At 35.7% G+C, this 18,082-nt stretch carries 17 protein-coding genes and 1 other RNA gene; 4 read left to right on the forward strand and 14 right to left on the reverse strand.

Annotated elements, in window-relative coordinates; translation table 11 throughout:
- The first annotated feature begins 11 nt into the window (after nt 1–11).
- Nucleotides 12–1,748, forward strand: coding sequence for an Rqc2 family fibronectin-binding protein (locus tag AC6UDG_RS04005; protein ID WP_500706495.1), 1,737 nt, complete (start codon nt 12–14; stop codon nt 1,746–1,748).
- Nucleotides 1,749–1,760: 12 nt separating this feature from the next.
- On the opposite strand, the gene AC6UDG_RS04010 is transcribed toward AC6UDG_RS04005, so the two are convergent.
- From AC6UDG_RS04010 to AC6UDG_RS04040, 7 genes are read right to left on the reverse strand one after another with little or no spacing between them, the layout of a single operon-like run.
- Nucleotides 1,761–4,280, reverse strand: a complete 2,520-nt coding sequence (locus tag AC6UDG_RS04010) for a carbamoyl phosphate synthase preATP-grasp domain-containing protein (protein WP_500706497.1) — start codon at nt 4,278–4,280, stop codon at nt 1,761–1,763.
- Between the two features lie 4 nt (nt 4,281–4,284).
- A complete protein-coding gene (locus AC6UDG_RS04015; RefSeq protein WP_500693749.1) occupies nt 4,285–5,358 on the reverse strand; it encodes a carbamoyl phosphate synthase small subunit in 1,074 nt (357 codons plus the stop codon).
- Between the two features lie 12 nt (nt 5,359–5,370).
- Nucleotides 5,371–5,907 carry a bifunctional pyr operon transcriptional regulator/uracil phosphoribosyltransferase PyrR gene (gene pyrR, locus AC6UDG_RS04020; protein ID WP_500693748.1) on the reverse strand — a complete coding sequence of 179 codons (537 nt, stop codon included), beginning with the start codon at nt 5,905–5,907 and terminating at the stop codon, nt 5,371–5,373.
- A gap of 12 nt (nt 5,908–5,919) precedes the next feature.
- On the reverse strand, nt 5,920–6,837 hold the full coding sequence (locus tag AC6UDG_RS04025) for an RluA family pseudouridine synthase (protein WP_500693747.1): 918 nt from the start codon (nt 6,835–6,837) through the stop codon (nt 5,920–5,922).
- Nucleotides 6,827–7,330, reverse strand: coding sequence for a signal peptidase II (gene lspA, locus AC6UDG_RS04030; protein ID WP_500693746.1), 504 nt, complete (start codon nt 7,328–7,330; stop codon nt 6,827–6,829). Before lspA ends, AC6UDG_RS04025 begins: the two co-directional genes overlap by 11 nt.
- Nucleotides 7,305–8,963 carry a formate--tetrahydrofolate ligase gene (locus tag AC6UDG_RS04035; RefSeq protein ID WP_500706499.1) on the reverse strand — a complete coding sequence of 553 codons (1,659 nt, stop codon included), beginning with the start codon at nt 8,961–8,963 and terminating at the stop codon, nt 7,305–7,307. The genes lspA and AC6UDG_RS04035 overlap by 26 nt, the downstream gene beginning before the upstream one ends.
- Before the next feature lie 11 nt (nt 8,964–8,974).
- On the reverse strand, nt 8,975–9,370 hold the full coding sequence (locus tag AC6UDG_RS04040) for an EbsA family protein (protein WP_500706502.1): 396 nt from the start codon (nt 9,368–9,370) through the stop codon (nt 8,975–8,977).
- Nucleotides 9,371–9,410: 40 nt separating this feature from the next.
- Here AC6UDG_RS04040 and AC6UDG_RS04045 point away from each other — a divergent pair, with 40 nt between their 5' ends.
- Nucleotides 9,411–9,815 carry a reverse transcriptase-like protein gene (locus tag AC6UDG_RS04045; protein ID WP_500695657.1) on the forward strand — a complete coding sequence of 135 codons (405 nt, stop codon included), beginning with the start codon at nt 9,411–9,413 and terminating at the stop codon, nt 9,813–9,815.
- Here AC6UDG_RS04045 and AC6UDG_RS04050 read toward each other — a convergent pair.
- The 5 genes from AC6UDG_RS04050 to AC6UDG_RS04070 form a co-directional block, all read right to left on the reverse strand.
- Nucleotides 9,812–10,924, reverse strand: a complete 1,113-nt coding sequence (locus AC6UDG_RS04050) for an NAD(P)/FAD-dependent oxidoreductase (RefSeq protein ID WP_500706504.1) — start codon at nt 10,922–10,924, stop codon at nt 9,812–9,814. The two genes, AC6UDG_RS04045 and AC6UDG_RS04050, sit on opposite strands and share 4 nt — an antisense overlap.
- Nucleotides 10,925–12,073 carry a THUMP domain-containing class I SAM-dependent RNA methyltransferase gene (locus tag AC6UDG_RS04055; RefSeq protein ID WP_500706506.1) on the reverse strand — a complete coding sequence of 383 codons (1,149 nt, stop codon included), beginning with the start codon at nt 12,071–12,073 and terminating at the stop codon, nt 10,925–10,927.
- A gap of 68 nt (nt 12,074–12,141) precedes the next feature.
- An RNA gene (rnpB, locus tag AC6UDG_RS04060) (RNase P RNA component class B) lies at nt 12,142–12,518 on the reverse strand.
- A 12-nt stretch (nt 12,519–12,530) separates the two neighbouring features.
- Nucleotides 12,531–12,971, reverse strand: a complete 441-nt coding sequence (gene gpsB, locus AC6UDG_RS04065) for a cell division regulator GpsB (RefSeq protein WP_500706507.1) — start codon at nt 12,969–12,971, stop codon at nt 12,531–12,533.
- A 54-nt stretch (nt 12,972–13,025) separates the two neighbouring features.
- A complete protein-coding gene (locus AC6UDG_RS04070; RefSeq protein ID WP_500706509.1) occupies nt 13,026–13,589 on the reverse strand; it encodes an SLOG family protein in 564 nt (187 codons plus the stop codon).
- Nucleotides 13,590–13,696: 107 nt separating this feature from the next.
- Between AC6UDG_RS04070 and recU the strand changes: the two genes are divergently transcribed.
- Nucleotides 13,697–14,323 carry a Holliday junction resolvase RecU gene (gene recU, locus AC6UDG_RS04075; RefSeq protein ID WP_500706511.1) on the forward strand — a complete coding sequence of 209 codons (627 nt, stop codon included), beginning with the start codon at nt 13,697–13,699 and terminating at the stop codon, nt 14,321–14,323.
- A 12-nt stretch (nt 14,324–14,335) separates the two neighbouring features.
- Nucleotides 14,336–16,642 (forward strand): PBP1A family penicillin-binding protein, encoded by a 2,307-nt coding sequence (locus tag AC6UDG_RS04080; RefSeq protein WP_500706513.1) that lies wholly within the window; start codon nt 14,336–14,338, stop codon nt 16,640–16,642.
- 164 nt (nt 16,643–16,806) lie between these two features.
- Here the strand turns inward: AC6UDG_RS04080 and AC6UDG_RS04085 are convergent, their stop codons facing one another.
- Nucleotides 16,807–17,511, reverse strand: a complete 705-nt coding sequence (locus AC6UDG_RS04085) for a DnaD domain-containing protein (RefSeq protein WP_500706515.1) — start codon at nt 17,509–17,511, stop codon at nt 16,807–16,809.
- A gap of 26 nt (nt 17,512–17,537) precedes the next feature.
- Nucleotides 17,538–18,041, reverse strand: coding sequence for a cell wall elongation regulator TseB-like domain-containing protein (locus AC6UDG_RS04090; protein ID WP_500693735.1), 504 nt, complete (start codon nt 18,039–18,041; stop codon nt 17,538–17,540).
- Nucleotides 18,042–18,082 lie beyond the last annotated feature (41 nt).

Raw genomic sequence — 18,082 nt, forward strand, 5'->3', positions numbered from 1 at the left:
GAGTGTTATATATGTCATTTGACGGATCATTTACACATGCAATGAGTCATGAATTAAATAACAAATTACTAAACGGACGTGTTTCAAAAATAAACGAGCCCTACCCTAATGAAATTATTTTAACTATTCGTTCTAATCATAATAATTATCAGTTATTATTATCAGCGAATCCCTCATACGCTCGAGTACAAATTACAAAAGTCCCTTTTACAAATCCGAAAGTTCCAACTAACTTTGCAATGACGTTAAGAAAACATTTAAGTGGAAGTTTTATTAGCAAAATTCATCAAGTAAACAATGATCGGATTATTCACATTCATTTTAATACAAGGAATGAATTAGGTGATATTGAGGAATTAGTCCTTGTCATTGAAGTAATGGCACGTCATAGTAACATCATTTTAGTTCAAGCTAAAGATTCATCAATAATTGATTCAGTTAGAAGAATTTCATCTGCTCAAAATCGATACCGAACCATTCTTCCAGGATCTAAATATATTCAACCCCCAAAACAAGATCTGATTGATCCATTTCAAGTTAACGAAAAAGAATTTACACAAATTGAAAAAATCAATCGTGAGTTTCCAAATGTAGATGTATTTGCTACTCAATTACGTAAATATCTTCAAGGACTTGGGACTGATACGTCCTATGCGCTCGCAAGTGCCCTTCATGTATCTGGATCAACTTTAAAACAAAAATATTGGAAATTTTTTAATCATTTCGAAAATCCAGAACCTATTATTGGAGATGATATGAAGGGAAAATTACAATTTTCAGCATTTCAGTATAACGGCATTCAGCCGGATAAAAGATTTAAAACTTTAAGCGAAATGTTAGATGAATATTACCAAACTAAGGTTCAACATGAGCGAGTTCGAGAACAAGGGTCACAATTAATTCGAATTACCAAAAATGAATTAAAAAAGAATCGGAAAAAGCTTAAAAAATTACAAAATACCTTAGAAGAATCTGAGCATGCAGATGACCTACGGGTTAAAGGTGAGATTTTAACGACTTATTTAAATCAAGTTAAAGTTGGATCTAAAGAGATTAAACTACCCAATTTTTACAATAATAATAAGGAGATCATTATCTCACTAGATCCTTCCCTCTCAGCTTCTGAAAATGCTCAAAAATACTTTAAAAAATACGATAAAAAGCGAAATGCAAAGGAATATGTAGTTAAGCAAATCAAGGAATGTCAGGATGAAATTGATTATTTTGAGAGTATTGAATCCCAAATTGAAATCGCGGATCCACGTGATTTAGATGACATTAAGACAGAATTAAAAAATGGTGGATACATTAGGAAGCCAAAAAAAGGTAACAGTAAACATCATAAAACTAAAGTTAGCAAACCTGAAAAGTTTGTCTCAGATGATGGTGAGATAATTTTGGTTGGTAAAAATAATTTACAAAATGATCAACTTACCCTTCGGACAGCAGATAAACGTGATACTTGGCTTCATGTCCAAAATATCCACGGATCTCATGTAATAATTAGATCTTTCAATCCAACTGAACAGACAATTCTTCAAGCTGCTGAACTGGCTGCTTATTTTTCCAAAGCACGAGCATCTGCCAACGTGCCAGTTGATTACGTTAAAGTAAAAGCTGTAAAAAAGCCCAATGGAGGGAAACCCGGTTTTGTTACCTATCGGGGGCAAAATACGATTTACGTAACGCCAACGGAAGCAATTGTTAAACATTTAAGAGAGAATAGTAAAAAACAAGATACTAATTAGTATCTTGTTTTTTTACTTCAATAACTTGTTGGTTGCTTCGTTAATAGTATGACCTATTGATAATTTAGCCCCTGACTCGAGTGATCGGTCTTTTTGATAATCGTACACTCCAAGTTGCTTAAATGGGAAAGAAGCCTGCATCACCGTAAAGTGTGTTGAAGAATCAATTTTGGGAACGGTATTTACAATTTTATCAATATTTAAATGTCCGGTTGCCATCCTGACCAGCACCCCAATCCAGTTAATTCCAGTGGACATATTTAAAAGAACGGTCTCGGTAATTCGAAGTGGTCTCACACCAGTAATTTTAATCTTGTCTTGATCCCTGTAAAAAAGAACCTGAACTAGTCCATGAAGACTTTGATTTTTCACCGCTACCTTAGCTCGTTCAACTAGCCCTTCCACATTCAAAACATCTTTACCATAAGGAACATAATAATCTGTTTGAAGACTGATATCGTCATCGTTTCCATCACCGGATTTAAACCCCACGGTTGAAATTGGAACTATTTTGTTCTCCGTTACTAATAAATCAAACGCAAAATCAACATGAGATCCATACCAAACTGCATCTTTTTGATTTGGTGGTAAAACCACCAACTTGAAATCATGATACTTGCTAAGTTCACGAATTAGGAAGTGACGATTACCCGGCAGAAAGACGTATTGGGGTTTCTCAGTTTGAATGACGTCTAAAATTTCTCCCAGTTGAATTGGTTCAATGTACTGCTTGTCACTCATCATTGGCGCTAAGGAGGCAGAATTAGGATTATTATTTAAAATTACAGTGTCAAATCCAATCTTTTTAAGTTGAATTAATATTTCACTAGTATAGAAATCAGAAGCAATATTGGGGCCAATTTTATTTCTACCCTTTCCAATTACTAGTGCGGTGTTATTCCCGATTTGATTAGATTCGTTGTCAATTTCATAACTAGCATAAAAGGAATTAATTTTTTCGGGAAATTCTCCAGCCGTTGGTTCGATCATTTTATAGGTTTTATAAGAATCCTTTTGACGAAGTTGATTGATATCTGTATGCCAAATGGATGACAACATTCCATCACCAAATCCCATTTCATGAGCTAACCTGAAAGCTTTAGCGTCATTTTGGTGTTTAAAAATATACGATCGACTCTTATCAATATTTGCCATGATCACAAAGAAAAATTGATCAATTTTGGTCAATTCTTGTAAATCTTCAATACTATAATGACGTGAGAGGGCTTCAAATAGAATTGGGAGTTGGATATCGGTTGGGTGAATTAATTGTGAAATTAGTTCATCTTCGGAAAGTTCAGAATAACTTGGCAAAACATCTTTTGGACTCGATTGCGAACTTCTAATGGCCTTTAACAAAGCGGCTTCGCAACTACGACCTACCCCAATTACTGATCCAATGGATTTGGTTTTAGTTCCAAGCCTTGAATCAGCATCAGGTAATTGCTCAAACGGCCAGATGGGGATTTTTACCGTGATATGATCACTGATTGGTTGAAGCACCGTCGTAAATTTATGAAAACGTGCTGGTAACTTAATTTTAGTAATTGGATGATTTAATAATAATTGTGAGGTAACTAAGGCAATCGGATATCCCGTTGATCTTGCTGCTAAGGTAGTACTCATGTTAAAACTAGGATTTACCTTTAGAACAAAACAATCATTTGTTTCAGTATTCAGAGCAAATTGTACATGACAAACGCCCTTGATTCCCAAAACGTCCATGACCTGAAATGAAATTGATCGCATCATTTGAATCTGGGTATCACTTAAAGTTTGTGCCGGGGTATAAACGACCGAATCATTTGAGTTCACTCCGACTGGATTCATATCTTCTAAAGAAGATACCATCAATTTTGTCCCCATTGTATCACGCAGTGAAACCGTTCCAACTTCTTTGTAGCCGACAATTTCCCGTTCAATTAGGCATTTACTAGACTTTGACTCCTCAAAGATGGTATCAGCATCGTTAGTTATTTGTTCCATGTTTTGAAAAATCAACCGTTGTTGTCGAACTTTAGGATCTAACGGTCTAACAGAAATTGGAAATGAAATTTTATCAATTACATTCCTTAAATCATCAAAATTATCAACAATATAATAATCAGGGGTGGGAATCCCATATTCTTTTAATCTTTGATTCAATCGATTTTCATTGTTAAACAGATCAATGTTATCATCATTTAAACCAATAATTTTTACATTATTTTCTTTTAATATTCCATTTTTATTTAAGCGTTGAATAACCTTTAGTGCATTAACTCCGCCGAAAACTGAGGTAACTGCATCAATGTTCTCTGTTTCAATAACATGTTTAGCATTTTCAGTATTAACAGGTTTAATGGAAATATTATCAGGATTCATTTCCTGTAATATTACTGAGTATGGATTATTATCCAAAAGAAAAGTAGTAATCCCAATTTTCTTCCAAACCTTTAGTGCTTGAAATGCAGCGGAATCAAGCTCACATTCTTGACCAATTCCAGACGGTCCTGCTCCGATTATTAAGATTTTTTTGATATCGTCTTTCATTAGGCTATCTCCCATGAGCTGTGATACTTTCTAGAAATTCATCAAATAAGTCAATACTGTCAGTTGGACCACTAGACCCATCCGGAGAAAATTGAACTGAGAAACTTGGATAGTCACGGTGCCTAATTCCCTGAACTGTTCCATTGATTAAGTCTATGTATGTCACAATTAGTTTTGATGTGTCGATAGAATTTGGATCTACGGCATAATCCTGAGCTTGATTAGCATAAATAATTTGATTAGTAATAATTTTTTGAATGGGATGATTGCTTCCATGGTGTCCAAGTCTCATTCGATAAACACTGGCTCCATTAGCCATAGCTAACAATTCATGCCCTAATCCCATACCAAAAACTGGAAGTGCCTGTTCTAATTTAGCAATCGTCTTTAAAACACTTTCATCAATTTCGTGCGGAGATCCAGGCCCTGTTGATAAAATAATTCCTTCTGGGTCAAGATCAATGATTTCTTGGTATGAAGTGTCAAAGGGAAGCACAATTACATTGCAATTCCTTTGAGATAATTGACGAATAATACCCTCTTTTAAGCCAAAATCAAGTACCGCAACGGTTTTGCCATTCCCAGGGACCAAATAAGGTTTGGGTGTGGCAACCTGTTGAATCTGCTGATTACTTAAAACGGCTGCATTTAACTGATCAAATGCATGTTCATCATTAACATCAACGAGACTCGCTTTTGAAATATCATGTGCCATAATGTATTTCAAAAGATAACGAGTATCAATTGCAGTTATCCCCGGAATATTACGTTGCTTAAGAAATGTATCTAAAGATATATTTTTTAAGTAACTAGTTGAAATATCTTCACTATGATGAACAACCACACCCTTAGCTGATGTCAAAATAGACTCATAGTTTTTTCGATTGATTCCGATATTTCCAACTGAAGGCTGTGTGAATGCCACGATTTGATTGTGATAAATTGGATCCGTGATTGATTCCTGGTAGCCATTAAGATTCGTATTCATAACAATCTCGCCCGTTACGGTTGATTCAGCCCCCATCGATTTTCCCACAAATGAAGTGCCATCATTTAGGATTAAATATCTTTTAGTCATAATGAAGGTCCCTTACTTGTTAGAAACGATTTCGACAGAATCACGATCATCAATTTCTGAAACCAAGACATTAACTTTTTCGTCCTTTGAACTAGGAATATTTTTCCCAACAAAATCAGCCCGAATTGGTAGTTCACGATGACCACGATCAACTAATACAGCTAAACCAATTCTCTTCGGTCTTCCCATTTCATTGATTGCTCCTAATGCTGCCCGGACAGTCCGGCCAGTGTATAACACATCATCAACTAGGATTACATTTTTATTATTAATGTCTACCCCATCATTATTAGTTGGATTAGGCTTTGTTTTTCGGTTCTTTAAGTCATCACGATATTTGGTTACATCTAGTTCCACAACCGGAATTTTAGCATTTTCAAGTTTTTCCAAGCGTTTAGCAATTCTTCTTGCCAAATAAACTCCACGAGTCTTAATACCAACTAAAACTAAGTCGTTGATACCTTTATTTTTCTCAATAATTTCATAAGTGATTCGTGTCAAAGCACGTTGCATGGCCATGCCATCAACTACAACTTTCTCTTTTGCCATAAATGTCACTCCTTAACTGATATCAGAATACTGTTTTCTTAATTGATCGATTGTTTTTTGAAAAATTGGTGGTGCTGGAACTTTAAAATTGAGTTCTTCATGTGTAACTGGATGTTTAAATCCCAGTTCAGCAGCATGTAAAAACTGTCCTTTCCCTTTAATGGTATTTTTAGGTCCGTAAAGTGGATCGCCAACGAGTGGATGACCAATATACTTCATATGGACTCTAATTTGATGAGTTCTTCCGGTTTCTAACTGACATTCCACTAAAGTATATTTCCCACCAAACCGTTCAAGAACGTGGAAATGAGTGATGGCATTCCTTCCGCCAGGAATTACTGCCTGTTTCTTGCGGTCTTTAAAAGATCTACCAATCGGAGCATCAATGGTACCGCGTTCTTCATTAATATTACCATGAACCAACGCTAAATACTTTCTGCGATTAGTTTTCTCCCTTAGTTGTTTGGACAATGATCTATGAGCAATATCGGTCTTAGCTACCATCAACAATCCAGAAGTATCCTTATCGATGCGATGAACAATTCCTGGTCTGACTGTTCCATTAATAGAAGATAATTTTGTATGATATAACAGCGCGTTAACTAACGTATGATCAGGATGACCGGGAGCTGGATGGACTACCATACCTTGTGGTTTGTTGACCACAATTACCTGATCATCTTCATAAATAATATCCAGCTTAATGTTTTCTGGTACTAAATTCATTTGTTTAGGTTCAGGGATAGAAATTTGAATGAGGTCATTATTTTGGGATTTGTATTTTGGCTTTTTAGTATCACCATTAACTAAAATTAAATGATCCTTGATCAATTCATTTGCACGACTACGACTTAAATCTTCATAGTGATCCGAAACCAATTTATCAAGTCGCTCGTTTTCATTGTCAGCTCTAAATTCTCTATTTTGCATTTTTCTCACTCTCAGGCTTTGCTAATAAAATAACTAAGAACAGGACAATCACACCAATCGTTACACACGAATCAGCTACGTTAAAAATTGGAAAGTTTATAAAATCTAATTGAATCATATCGGTAACTGCTCCTAAAAACAGCCGATCTAACAAATTACCAATCGTTCCAACCAACATCAACGTTAAACCAAACAAGTATCCGATATGATATCTTTCGATGTAAATAAATATCATAAAAACCAAAACAGCTCCAGTGGCGATGAATTCAAAAATGAAAGATTTCCCAGCAAGAAAACTCCAAGCAGCACCTGTGTTATTAATATTAGTCAATGATATAACTCCAGGAACGAATGGAATTTCTTTTCCAAGTGGAATGTTAATCCGAATCCACCATTTCGAAATTTGATCAAAAATCAGGAGAATAAAAAACATTAGTGCAAAACATATCCATGCCAAGATTTGTTTTTTAGAATAATCCGGTGATTTTTTCATTTTTATCAATATCCATTTCTGCTGCAGCTGGATGCTTAGGCAATCCCGGCATAGTGATTACTTTTCCAGCCATCGCCACAATGTATCCTGCTCCTAATTTCGGTAATAATTCAGTAATATGCAAAGTGAACCCACTTGGATCACCTAATTTTTTGGGGTCATCTGATAAAGAATATTGAGTTTTAGAAATACAGATTGGTAGTTTATCCCATCCATTTCTTTCAATGTCCTTTAATTGTTTCATGGCTTTCCCAGAAAGTACGACGTCCTTTGCTCCATAAATCTTTTTAGCGACTTTATTAATTTTATCAATCAAGGAATCCTCGTCATTGTAAACTCGATTAATGGATGCATTATTATCAACAAGTTTGATTAATTTTCGAGCAAGGTCAATTGAACCCTTACCACCCTCAAGAAATGACTTACTAATACCAAATTCAACATCTTGTTTCTTTAAATGATCACTTAACCACTTAATTTCTTCAGGGGAATCATCAGTAAACTGATTAATGGCGACGATAATTGGTTTGTTAAAGGATTTCATTGCCTTAATATGATGATCAAGATTTTTTACTCCAGATTTTAATGCTTTAACGTTTGGTATAGCTAAGTTTTCTTTACTAATCCCACCGTTAAATTTTAGAGCACGAATTGATGCAACCATAACGACTGCACTCGGATCTGCATTTAAGTGTGGTGATACCAAATCCATGAATTTCTCACCACCTAGATCAGAACCAAATCCTGCTTCAGTTAACGTATAATCAGCAACTTTAAGAGCCACATTAGTAGCTTGAACACTGTTACACCCCATAGCTAAATTAGCAAACGGCCCCCCATGAACAAACGCTGGGGTATGTTCTAATGTCTGAACTAGATTAGGATTAATCGCATCTTTTAAAATAATTGTTAAAGCACTTTCAACCCCCAGATTTGAAACAAAAACTGGTTCATTATCATAAGTGTATCCAATTAAAATATTCTTAATACGTTCTTTTAAATCATTTAAATCAGTTGATAGACACAAAATGGCCATTAATTCACTTGCAGCTGTGATTTCGAAATGCTCTTCTCTAGGAACGCCGGACTTAGATCCACCTAGTCCAATCACCATATTTCTTAGTTCACGATCGTTAACATCCATCGCTCGGTGCCACTGAATTTTACGTGGATCTAAATGTAAAGGATTTCCCTGTTGAATCGAATTGTCGATCAGTGCTGCTAAAGTATTATTAGCCGAAGTTAAAGCATGAATATCTCCCGTAAAATTAAGATTAATGTTCACCATTGGTTCAACTTGAGCAAATCCGCCTCCGGCTGCTCCACCTTTCATTCCCATCACAGGACCCATAGAAGGTTCCCGCAAAGCAATGGCAACTTTTTTATTTAGTTGATTTAACGCATCGCCAAGACCAATTAATACAGTGGATTTCCCTTCTCCAGCCGGAGTGGGATTAATAGCAGTTACTAAAATCAGTTTCTTTTTAGTATGTCGATCACGAGTATTACCTGATATTTTTGCCATGTACTTTCCATATGGATCAACTTCGTTTTGGGGAATCGAAAGTTTACTTGCGATATCTTGAATCGGATCCAATTGACTTTCCTGTGATATTTCAATGTCAGTTTTCATTCATACACCCTCTATTTTTTTACTTCAGTGCTAAAAGCTTCTTTTAATTCGATGATAGAATTGTTGGGAAGTATAAAATTATAGTTTTTATTCTTATAGTTGAAAGATAATTGAAATTTTTTGGAATGAATATCAATAATGTCCTTAATATTCATTTGAATCCCCTTGGGATGAAACATGCTCCGCACTGTTAATGTCTTATTTGATAAGATTAACTTTCTAAAATGAATTTGAATCCATGATAGTAGGATAAAAACAATAAAAAAACCTAATGTAATTTCTTGAAAGTGAGTTATTTCTAACCAAATGATCACCCCAATTAGCAAAATAATAAACGTCCAACTCCAGCAGATAATACTAGTAGTGATATTTGGTTGATACAAAAATTTTCTCTTTTGAGTTATCATAGTCTAAACCTCTTTATTAAACGAATGGAGTAATTTATTAATGTATAAATTATATTCTGATGCAGCTATTAAACCTAAAAGTAATCAATGTGGAATTGGAATTTTAATTCTTCATCAGAAACAACAAATTCAAATTAAAAAGCAATGTAAAGCAAAAAATAATCATATTGGTGAATTCAAAGCATGCCTCACTGCCCTAAGAGAGCTTTGTGATCATTTAAATAGTATTAACAAGCATCCAAGTGATATTACTGTCCTGTACTACACTGACAGTTCCATTTTAAGCGACAGTCTTAATAAACAATACGCCAAACATTATCAAAAATACGTTGATGAAATCGTTAAATTACAAAATCATTTCGCAATGGTGTTAACTAAATGGATTCCAGACACTCAAAATCTAGGTGCTCACGAATTAGCTTTTCAAGCTCTTCATTCTAATTAATTAACGTAGTTAGAGATTGGTTTTTCGTACATATCCCAGTCTTTAGTAGTGCCAAAAACGATATAATCCGATAATAATTTTCCAATCATTGGTCCAGTAGTTAGACCCGACGATCCAAGACCACTACCGATCAACAATTCTTTGTAATTGGGGATTGAACCAAAGAAAGGAGCAAAGTCATCTGTATAAGCCCTCGTTCCCATTCTACTACCAATAATATCAGAATAATCCAAGGTAGGAATTAATTTTTTGGCTGAATTAAGCAATTCATCATTAACCTTTGGTTCCTCTTTTAAATCAAAGCCCTTTTCATCGTCGTGAGTAGCTCCAATAATCAATTTTCCGTGTCCAAGCGGAATAAAGTCATATTCTCCTTCTGGCATCATCACCGGCATGTTCTCATGAGCTGGAATATCAGATACTTTTAATTCTACCAGTTGTCCTTTTTGAGGTCTGACTTTTACTTTAATGTTAAGAGGAGCAAGTGTTTCTTTTACCCAAGCACCGGTAGCTATGACAATTTGATCGAAACTTAATAGTTGATCTTTAAAACTAATGGTATGGTCACTAGTAAGTATCACTCTGCCCTTATAAAGAGTCAAATTTCGTTTTTTGGCGATTGCAACTAAATGCTTGCAGAAGAGATTCCCATTAATCCGACTACCTCCGGAAACAAAAATTCCTGGGTGAGTAATCGTAAGAATGGGAATTTTATTTTGCACTTCTTTTTTATCTAACCTCATTATGTTTCCCATCTCAGGAGTTGTTTGAGCCCTTCTTTTAGCTAAAGCATAAAGCTCATCTAAATCGTTATTATCTTGTTTTGTAATGATGGTCCCACTACTATTAAAAGTTGCTGAATTCATTTGAGTTTGATCAGCAATTTTAGGAATCAACTTAGCTCCAGCCTTTGCTAAGTTATACCATTGTTTATTTCTACGTTTCGACAACCATGGTGATATGATTCCTGAAGCTGCTTTGGTTGCTTGCCCATAACTATCGTCAAACATCGTTACCTCTCGTTCATCAGCATTTGGAAGTTGACTTAGGTAATATGCAATGGTGGAACCAACTATTCCACCACCAATAATCGCAATTTTTCTTTTCAATTACTTGTCCTTCTTGTTAAAAGTTTGCTCAGCCCAGTATTGGAAATAATCCGTTCTGATTCGTCCATTGTACAATTTACGTCGTTTAGTGGCTTTTTTGCCATATTCTTTTTCAAAATTTAAATCACTGGTTAAGTAATACTTAGACCAAGTTTTCATAGGAATAAACACCTTTCCCATGTCATGATAAAGCTGAGCTGCTTCTTTAGTATTACCCATTCTTTGACCATATGGCGGATTAGTAACTAAAACCCCATCTTGTTTATCGGTATGAAAGTCTTGGACGGCCACTTGTTTAAACTGAATGTCATGAAGTAAACCAGCTTCCTCAGCGTTCACTTTGGCATAATTAATCATTTGTTCATTAACATCAGAGGCCATGATATCAAACTCAGTGTCATAATCAGCTTTTGAATCTGCATCGGCACGCACTTTCTTTACAAGTTCTAGATCCACCCAATCCCAGTGTTCAAATACGAACTCACGATTATAACCTGGTGCAATATTTCTAGCAATTAAAGCCGCTTCAATTGGGATGGTCCCCGACCCACACATTGGATCCAGAAATGGCATTTGTTTGGGATGCCAATTTGTTAAAAGAATTAGAGCTGCGGCCATATTTTCTTTTAATGGGGCTTCACCCTTTGCAACTCGGTATCCACGTTTAAACAAACTAGAGCCAGTAGTGTCTAGTGTATCCATAACTTCGTCTTTATTAACCCGAACTTCAAGTGGATATAGTGCCCCTGATTCAGGTAATCTGGTGCGGCGATGATAAAATTTACTTATCTTTTCAACGATTGCTTTTTTAGTAATGGCTTGAATGTCCGGAACACTATGAAGAACTGATTTTTGTGAACGTCCCTCGACTGGAAACTTTCCATCCATCGGGATCAGGTCTTCCCAATCCAACCTCTTAGTATTCTCAAACAACTCGTCGAAAGTTGTCGCTTTAAAACGACCCACAATAATTTTAATTCGGTCTGCAGTTCTTAACCATAAATTAGCCTTAATAATGTCAGTAATCGTTCCAGTAAAAAGAACCATTCCGTTCTTAACTTCTGGATCGTATCCCAATTCCCGCAACTCATCTCTTACTAAGCCTTCTAAACCAGCAGAACAAGTTGCCATTAAATTAATTTTTTTCATTTTATTCATTCCCTTTTATATAAAAAAAGAGTGGGAAGATCCCACTCAACCTGAAAAATGGTGCAGGCCCCTATAAGCCATGTTTTGTGCTTAACCACAACTTCAGGAAAAAGTGGTTAAGTAGTAATCATCTATCTCAAGAACAAATTGTTCTTCCCCCACACTTGGTTCAATTTCCGTGTGTGAAGCTCCCCTACCAAAGTTTGGGTTTCCCGCTCGCGGGGTTTACTGCGTTCCAATAATTTGATTTCTCAAATTAGTCGTTTCTGTGGCACTTTATGAAATACTAGAGCATAGCAATTGCCTTAGTTCTTTCTTTCGCCGTAATCAAATCAATGATCCCTCGGCTTATTTTTTCACCGAGCACGAACACTACAAGCATCTCAGCTTGTGCGAGAGTGGACTTTCCTCAGCCAACAATTGTTGACCGCGATTACTCAGGACCTGCACCAAGTCTTTAAAACCTATTAGATTTATCTGAATCCTCGCCGTATACACGACGCTCTAAGCTGGATAACCGTTTTAAGATATCCATGTCAGTCGGATTCTGACCTTGAGCCGGCTGACTTGAAGCAGTATTCTTTGATGCTTCCTCAGCAGATTTAGTTGGCTCAGCAGTTGTTTCTTCTGGTGCCCGTTGTGGAGCACTTGAACGTTCGATAGGACGTTGAGTACTTTGTGTGCTCGATCCCATTGATACTTGACGAGATAATTCGTCAACTTTTAACTTTAGATCTTGATTTTCCTGATCTAACTGATCAATCTCACGTTGAAAAGTCTCATAGTCCTTAATGATACTATCCAAGAAAGTATCAACTTCAGCAGGATCGTAACCCCGCATTTTTTGCTTAAATTCCTTTTGTAGAATTTGTTTTGGAGTAAAATTAATATTTTCCATTAATGCACACCTCACCAATCATTTCCGCATAATTCTATTCTATCAGAAATAAAACTAAAAGTCATCATTTAACTGTCTTTGATAATCATCAGCAAGATCTTGTAACTGATCAAAATCGATCAATTGCATCGGATATGCATGATTTTTTTGAAACTGTTGAATAGCTTGATAGTCATATTTAGTTTTACCTTCATTTTCTGGATCATACACTAATAACGACTGGTCTGTATGCGTTAGCATAAATCGTTGATAATTTTTTAATTGTTTAGGTGAATCATACGGATGGTCACTTACTGAACTTACAAAATCAGCTTTAGAAACTGCTCGATTTAATTTTGCTTGATTATCTTCATTCCAGTTTGACCCAAATTTTTTAAATGGTAACATTACTGCTAATTGAAATTCATGTGGATACTTTTTTTGAAGTTCTTTAGAAACATCAACCGTCCATTGCTCAATCCCGAGCTGTCCGCCGGTGATAATCCAGTCACATCCATTTTCAATTAACTGTGAAAGTTGATCAAACAAAGCTTGCTTAATAATTTTTAACTTAGGATCATCATTTTGAAAGATTCCTAATTCATAACTCCGGTACCCTGATACCCAAACGCGGCTCATTTCTATCCACCTTTCAATAATTATTTCTCCAAGTTACCTACAATTGCTATAATATACTACGTATATGATAACATGATCATTTTTAATAAATGGATTGAGGTTATACAATGAATTTCCATTATCCTAACGGTAATTCCTATCGAAGTACCAGTAAATCAAGTAAACTTATCATTAAAAAAAATAAATCTACCATTAAGTACGGTGATCGGGGGATGTCCCTTGAAGCTGAATTAAATGAAAGCAACCAATATTATTTGGAAAGGGATATTGCAGTGGTTCATAAAAAACCTACCCCAATTCAAATTGTAAATGTTGACTACCCCAAACGTAGTGCAGCCGTTATTAAGGAGGCATATTTCCAGCATGCTTCTACAACCGACTATAACGGTATTTATCGGGGCAAATATATTGATTTTGATGCTAAAGAAACTACTAGTACCACTTCTTTTCCTCTTAGTAACTTTCATAAACATCAAATTGAACACATGAAAAAATGCACCAAATTAGGTGGGATCACCTTTGCAATGATAAAATTTGTTAAAAGTAATGAACTTTTTGTGCTTGAAGGACCGAATCTATTCTATTATTGGGACCGACAAAATCAGGGCGGAAGAAAGTCAATTTCAAAAATAGAGCTTCAGGATAATGCATACCAAATTAAGTACCATCTTCAACCCTTGATTCCGTACCTCAGAGCGGTTGATCAAATTATCGATAATAAGAACAATATGTAAAGGAGAAGTCTAATGGCTGATTCAGATGAAAATATTTCTAGGGTACAAAGGTTTAAGCATCATCAGCGACCAAGAAGGAAAAAGATGAAACTTTGGAAAAAAATCATTTTATGGATTTTAGCAGTAATCGTTGCCATATTTATTTGTGGAGCAGGGCTTTTTACTTACTATGCAGCTAGTGCTCCAAAGATATCTTATAATACCCTTTCAAGCGATAATTCAACGACGATTTATGATTCAAGTGGTAAAATAATTTCGCGTTTAGGTGCCCAAAATCGGGATTACGTAAAACAAGATCAGATTCCTGATAATCTAAAAAATGCGATTATTTCAATTGAAGATCGTCATTTTTATAAGGATCATGGGGTTGATCCTGCTAGAATTGTTGAAGCAGCCTTTTCAAATCTTCGTGGCCAAGGTGGTTTACAGGGTGGCAGTACCCTTACTCAACAATTAGTCAAATTATCAGTCTTTTCGACTAAGGCATCCGACCAAACGCTAAAACGAAAAGCTCAAGAAGCCTGGTTAGCGGTCAAAGTCGACCATGATTATAGTAAACAACAAATTTTAGAGTTTTACATCAACAAGGTTTACATGGGTAATAATGCTTACGGAATGCAAACTGCTTCCGATTATTATTTCAATAAACCATTAAAGAAGATTAACCTCCCACAAACGGCTTTTTTGGCTGGTTTACCTCAAGCTCCTGTTCAATATAATCCTTATACAAATCCTAAGTTAGCAACTGAACGAAGAAATCAAGTTCTAGAAGCAATGGCTAACAATAAAGTGATTTCTAAGGAGCAAGCTAGTGAAGCTGAAAAGACCAGTATTCAAGATGGTCTGGTTAAACAACACAATTCAAATTCGTCTCCATACGCAAAAAATGAGAAGTATGCCGATGCCTATATCCAACAAGTTGTTCAAGAACTAGACCAAAAGGGATACAAATTAAATGCTGGAAATAAGGTTTATACAAATTTGAATATGGACACTCAAAAACAAATGTATAAACTGGCCAACGATCCCAACTCACCTATTCAATTTCCTAACAATAACTTCCAAATTGGTGCCACGATGGTAAATTCCAATAACGGTAAAGTGGTTTCGATGCTTGGATCAAGAAAACAAAAAATTGCCTTTGGATTAAATCGTGCAATTCAAACCGATCGTTCTAGTGGATCAACTATGAAACCACTAATGGACTATGGACCAGCAATTGAATACTTAAAATGGCCAACTTATCAAGCCGTTCAAGACACGCCCTTCACGTATCCCGGAACAAATAAAGAACTTCAAGACTTTGACAATAAGCACGAAGGTACCATCACGATGCGAAAAGCACTTGTTGAATCACGTAATATTCCTGCGATCAGGACCCTTCAACAGGTTGGAATCCAACGATCACAAGACTTTTTAGCTGGATTAGGAATGACATTTAATAAACCACTTGAACTACAAAACGGAATTGGTGCCTATATCTCATCAGAGCAGGAAGCAGCTGCGTATGCTGCATTTGCAAATGGTGGGACGTATTACAAACCATATTTAATCAATAAAGTAGTTAATGTCAACGGAGCTGAAAAGCAATACAGCCCTAAGGGGCATCGAGCCATGTCACCAGATACTGCCTTTATGATAAATGACATGCTAAAAGGCGTCATGACTTCCCCTAATGGTTCTGGAACTGCTGCTAAGATCCCTGGACTTTATCAAGCTGGTAAAACTGGTACTACTCAATATCCAGACGATTGGATTAAGAAAGTGCCTGACCAATCATCAATGGATTCATGGTTTAGTGGATACACGAAGAATTTCTCACTTTCTATTTGGACCGGATATGACCACCAGTTTAAACCTGGAAACTATATTTCCGAGCCACAAACACGAATTGCTCAAACCTACTACAAAGAAGTAATGTCACAGGCATCTACTAATAAACCTAATATTGATTGGCAGAAGCCGGATAATGTGATTGAAACCAAACGAGATGGCGTAAACGAATACTATATCGAAGGCCACATGGGAACCGCGGTTTCAGCTAATAATGCTAGTCAATCTGGACAAGCATCCAAGAATCGTTCAGTTGTCTCAAATTCATCAAGTTCAAAAGACTCCAACAGTTCATCATCTGACGATAATTCTAGTTCAAGTCAGACGTCATCGGGGTCTAGTTCTAAGGTTGAAGAGCCATCTGAATCAAGCAAACCTAATGATCAATCATCTTCTGAATCATCAAATAATCAAGATAACAATAATCAGATCACTCCTGCTTCTAATAATAGTCAATCATCAAGCACTTCTACTCCAAATCAATAAATTGAATATTCTCTTTAAGACTCATCCACTTTATGATTTATGTGGCTTGGGTCTTTTTTGTTGTTGTTTTGTTTTTTTAATTAAGTTAAAGTAACTTTTAACTTTTCACCTGAATTTTAATTATTTAACCACAAAAAAATGCATAGATCTTTTACATCCATGCATCATTGATTAATTTTAAAAATCGGGATATTTTGTTTTGGTTTTCTTGGTTGATCACTGTTTAAATTTCTCTGTCGCTGTTCATTGGCTTCCTGAACTTGTGCAGCGGTTTTAATGTTGCGATGCTGCCAATTCAAAAGAATTCGATCCATATACTTCAAACTATAAACCTGACTTAGCACCGCCTCTTTGAGGGCTAATTCAATAATCTTTGGTGAGTAATGATCTTGTTCAAGCCATTGATTGATTGTTTCCAACTCGATTGAAGATAATGGCCGACCAAATTCCTCTTGAATTTTTTTAAATAATCCTTTTCGTTCCTTAATATCATTACTTTGTTTGTTACGCTCTTTTTGAGCATGATTATTAGTGTTTACTAACGATGTAGAATCAAGCAACTTGTCCATTTTATGATTTAAAAGATCAAACTTATATTCGTCCTTCCCAGACTTCGTACTAGAAATGTTGATAATCTTTTTAGTAACTAATTGATGTAATAAATTATAAATATCGTTTTCTTTTAAACCAGTCGCTTTCGACAACTCAGTAGCACTTGGAAACAAATCCCCTTTAGAACGAGCTAGTACTAACTCCAAGAAGACCACTAATTCAGTTGGGCTCATCCCCAACTCAGAGAAATGCTGCAATAAAAAACCAGAAACGCTAATTGAACCACTTTCTAAATAGCGCTCTAAATTTTCACTCATTTTATTCCTCCTTCAATAATTCATCATTACAAATTCTTAATTGTTTGCACAATCTTGCCCGTCTTATAATTTACCGTGACATAATTCATTCGATTGTTCTGATTTAAATAGGAAACCACCCAGGCTGGCTGATCCTGATAAATCCCAAGTCCGGTGTTAATAATCTTAGAGGCTTTCCCAATTTTTTGAGCCGTCTTTTCTGCTTCCTGTTGTGTAATCCCACTCTTTTGGGTAACGACCTGCATACTTTTCCCGTTCTTAGGTAAGATGGCATACGCATACTGATTCTGTTTATTATAACCACCAACTGAATAGTATGTCTTATTTAAATTAGACGAGTAGAAATGATTAATATCATGAAATCCAGCACTATTTTCTGCTACCGTAGTGACATGAGAACGAGCGCGTAATTGGGGTGCTTTAGCAACATGAAAGAAAATAATAACACCCAGAATGATTAGAACGATCACCGCAACAGTTATCCATCGAATCCGATGAGTCCTTTTTCGTTTTAATTGTTCTCTGTACATGAAAATTCCTCTTTTATTTAGCTTTTACATGCATCATTATA

It is taken from the genome of Fructilactobacillus sp. X2R1C1, from assembly GCF_059901435.1.

What these genes read in the sequence shown, in the direction of transcription:
- AC6UDG_RS04080 (WP_500706513.1), top strand. Translation starts at nt 14,336, where the DNA reads ATGGCTGATTCAGATGAAAATATTTCTAGGGTACAAAGGTTTAAGCAT.
- AC6UDG_RS04040 (WP_500706502.1), bottom strand. Translation starts at nt 9,370, where the DNA reads ATGATAACTCAAAAGAGAAAATTTTTGTATCAACCAAATATCACTACT.
- AC6UDG_RS04015 (WP_500693749.1), bottom strand. Translation starts at nt 5,358, where the DNA reads ATGACTAAAAGATATTTAATCCTAAATGATGGCACTTCATTTGTGGGA.
- AC6UDG_RS04090 (WP_500693735.1), bottom strand. Translation starts at nt 18,041, where the DNA reads ATGTACAGAGAACAATTAAAACGAAAAAGGACTCATCGGATTCGATGG.
- AC6UDG_RS04010 (WP_500706497.1), bottom strand. Translation starts at nt 4,280, where the DNA reads ATGAAAGACGATATCAAAAAAATCTTAATAATCGGAGCAGGACCGTCT.
- pyrR (WP_500693748.1), bottom strand. Translation starts at nt 5,907, where the DNA reads ATGGCAAAAGAGAAAGTTGTAGTTGATGGCATGGCCATGCAACGTGCT.
- AC6UDG_RS04070 (WP_500706509.1), bottom strand. Translation starts at nt 13,589, where the DNA reads ATGAGCCGCGTTTGGGTATCAGGGTACCGGAGTTATGAATTAGGAATC.
- AC6UDG_RS04045 (WP_500695657.1), top strand. Translation starts at nt 9,411, where the DNA reads ATGTATAAATTATATTCTGATGCAGCTATTAAACCTAAAAGTAATCAA.
- AC6UDG_RS04085 (WP_500706515.1), bottom strand. Translation starts at nt 17,511, where the DNA reads ATGAGTGAAAATTTAGAGCGCTATTTAGAAAGTGGTTCAATTAGCGTT.
- lspA (WP_500693746.1), bottom strand. Translation starts at nt 7,330, where the DNA reads ATGAAAAAATCACCGGATTATTCTAAAAAACAAATCTTGGCATGGATA.
- AC6UDG_RS04035 (WP_500706499.1), bottom strand. Translation starts at nt 8,963, where the DNA reads ATGAAAACTGACATTGAAATATCACAGGAAAGTCAATTGGATCCGATT.
- AC6UDG_RS04025 (WP_500693747.1), bottom strand. Translation starts at nt 6,837, where the DNA reads ATGCAAAATAGAGAATTTAGAGCTGACAATGAAAACGAGCGACTTGAT.
- gpsB (WP_500706507.1), bottom strand. Translation starts at nt 12,971, where the DNA reads ATGGAAAATATTAATTTTACTCCAAAACAAATTCTACAAAAGGAATTT.
- AC6UDG_RS04005 (WP_500706495.1), top strand. Translation starts at nt 12, where the DNA reads ATGTCATTTGACGGATCATTTACACATGCAATGAGTCATGAATTAAAT.
- recU (WP_500706511.1), top strand. Translation starts at nt 13,697, where the DNA reads ATGAATTTCCATTATCCTAACGGTAATTCCTATCGAAGTACCAGTAAA.
- AC6UDG_RS04055 (WP_500706506.1), bottom strand. Translation starts at nt 12,073, where the DNA reads ATGAAAAAAATTAATTTAATGGCAACTTGTTCTGCTGGTTTAGAAGGC.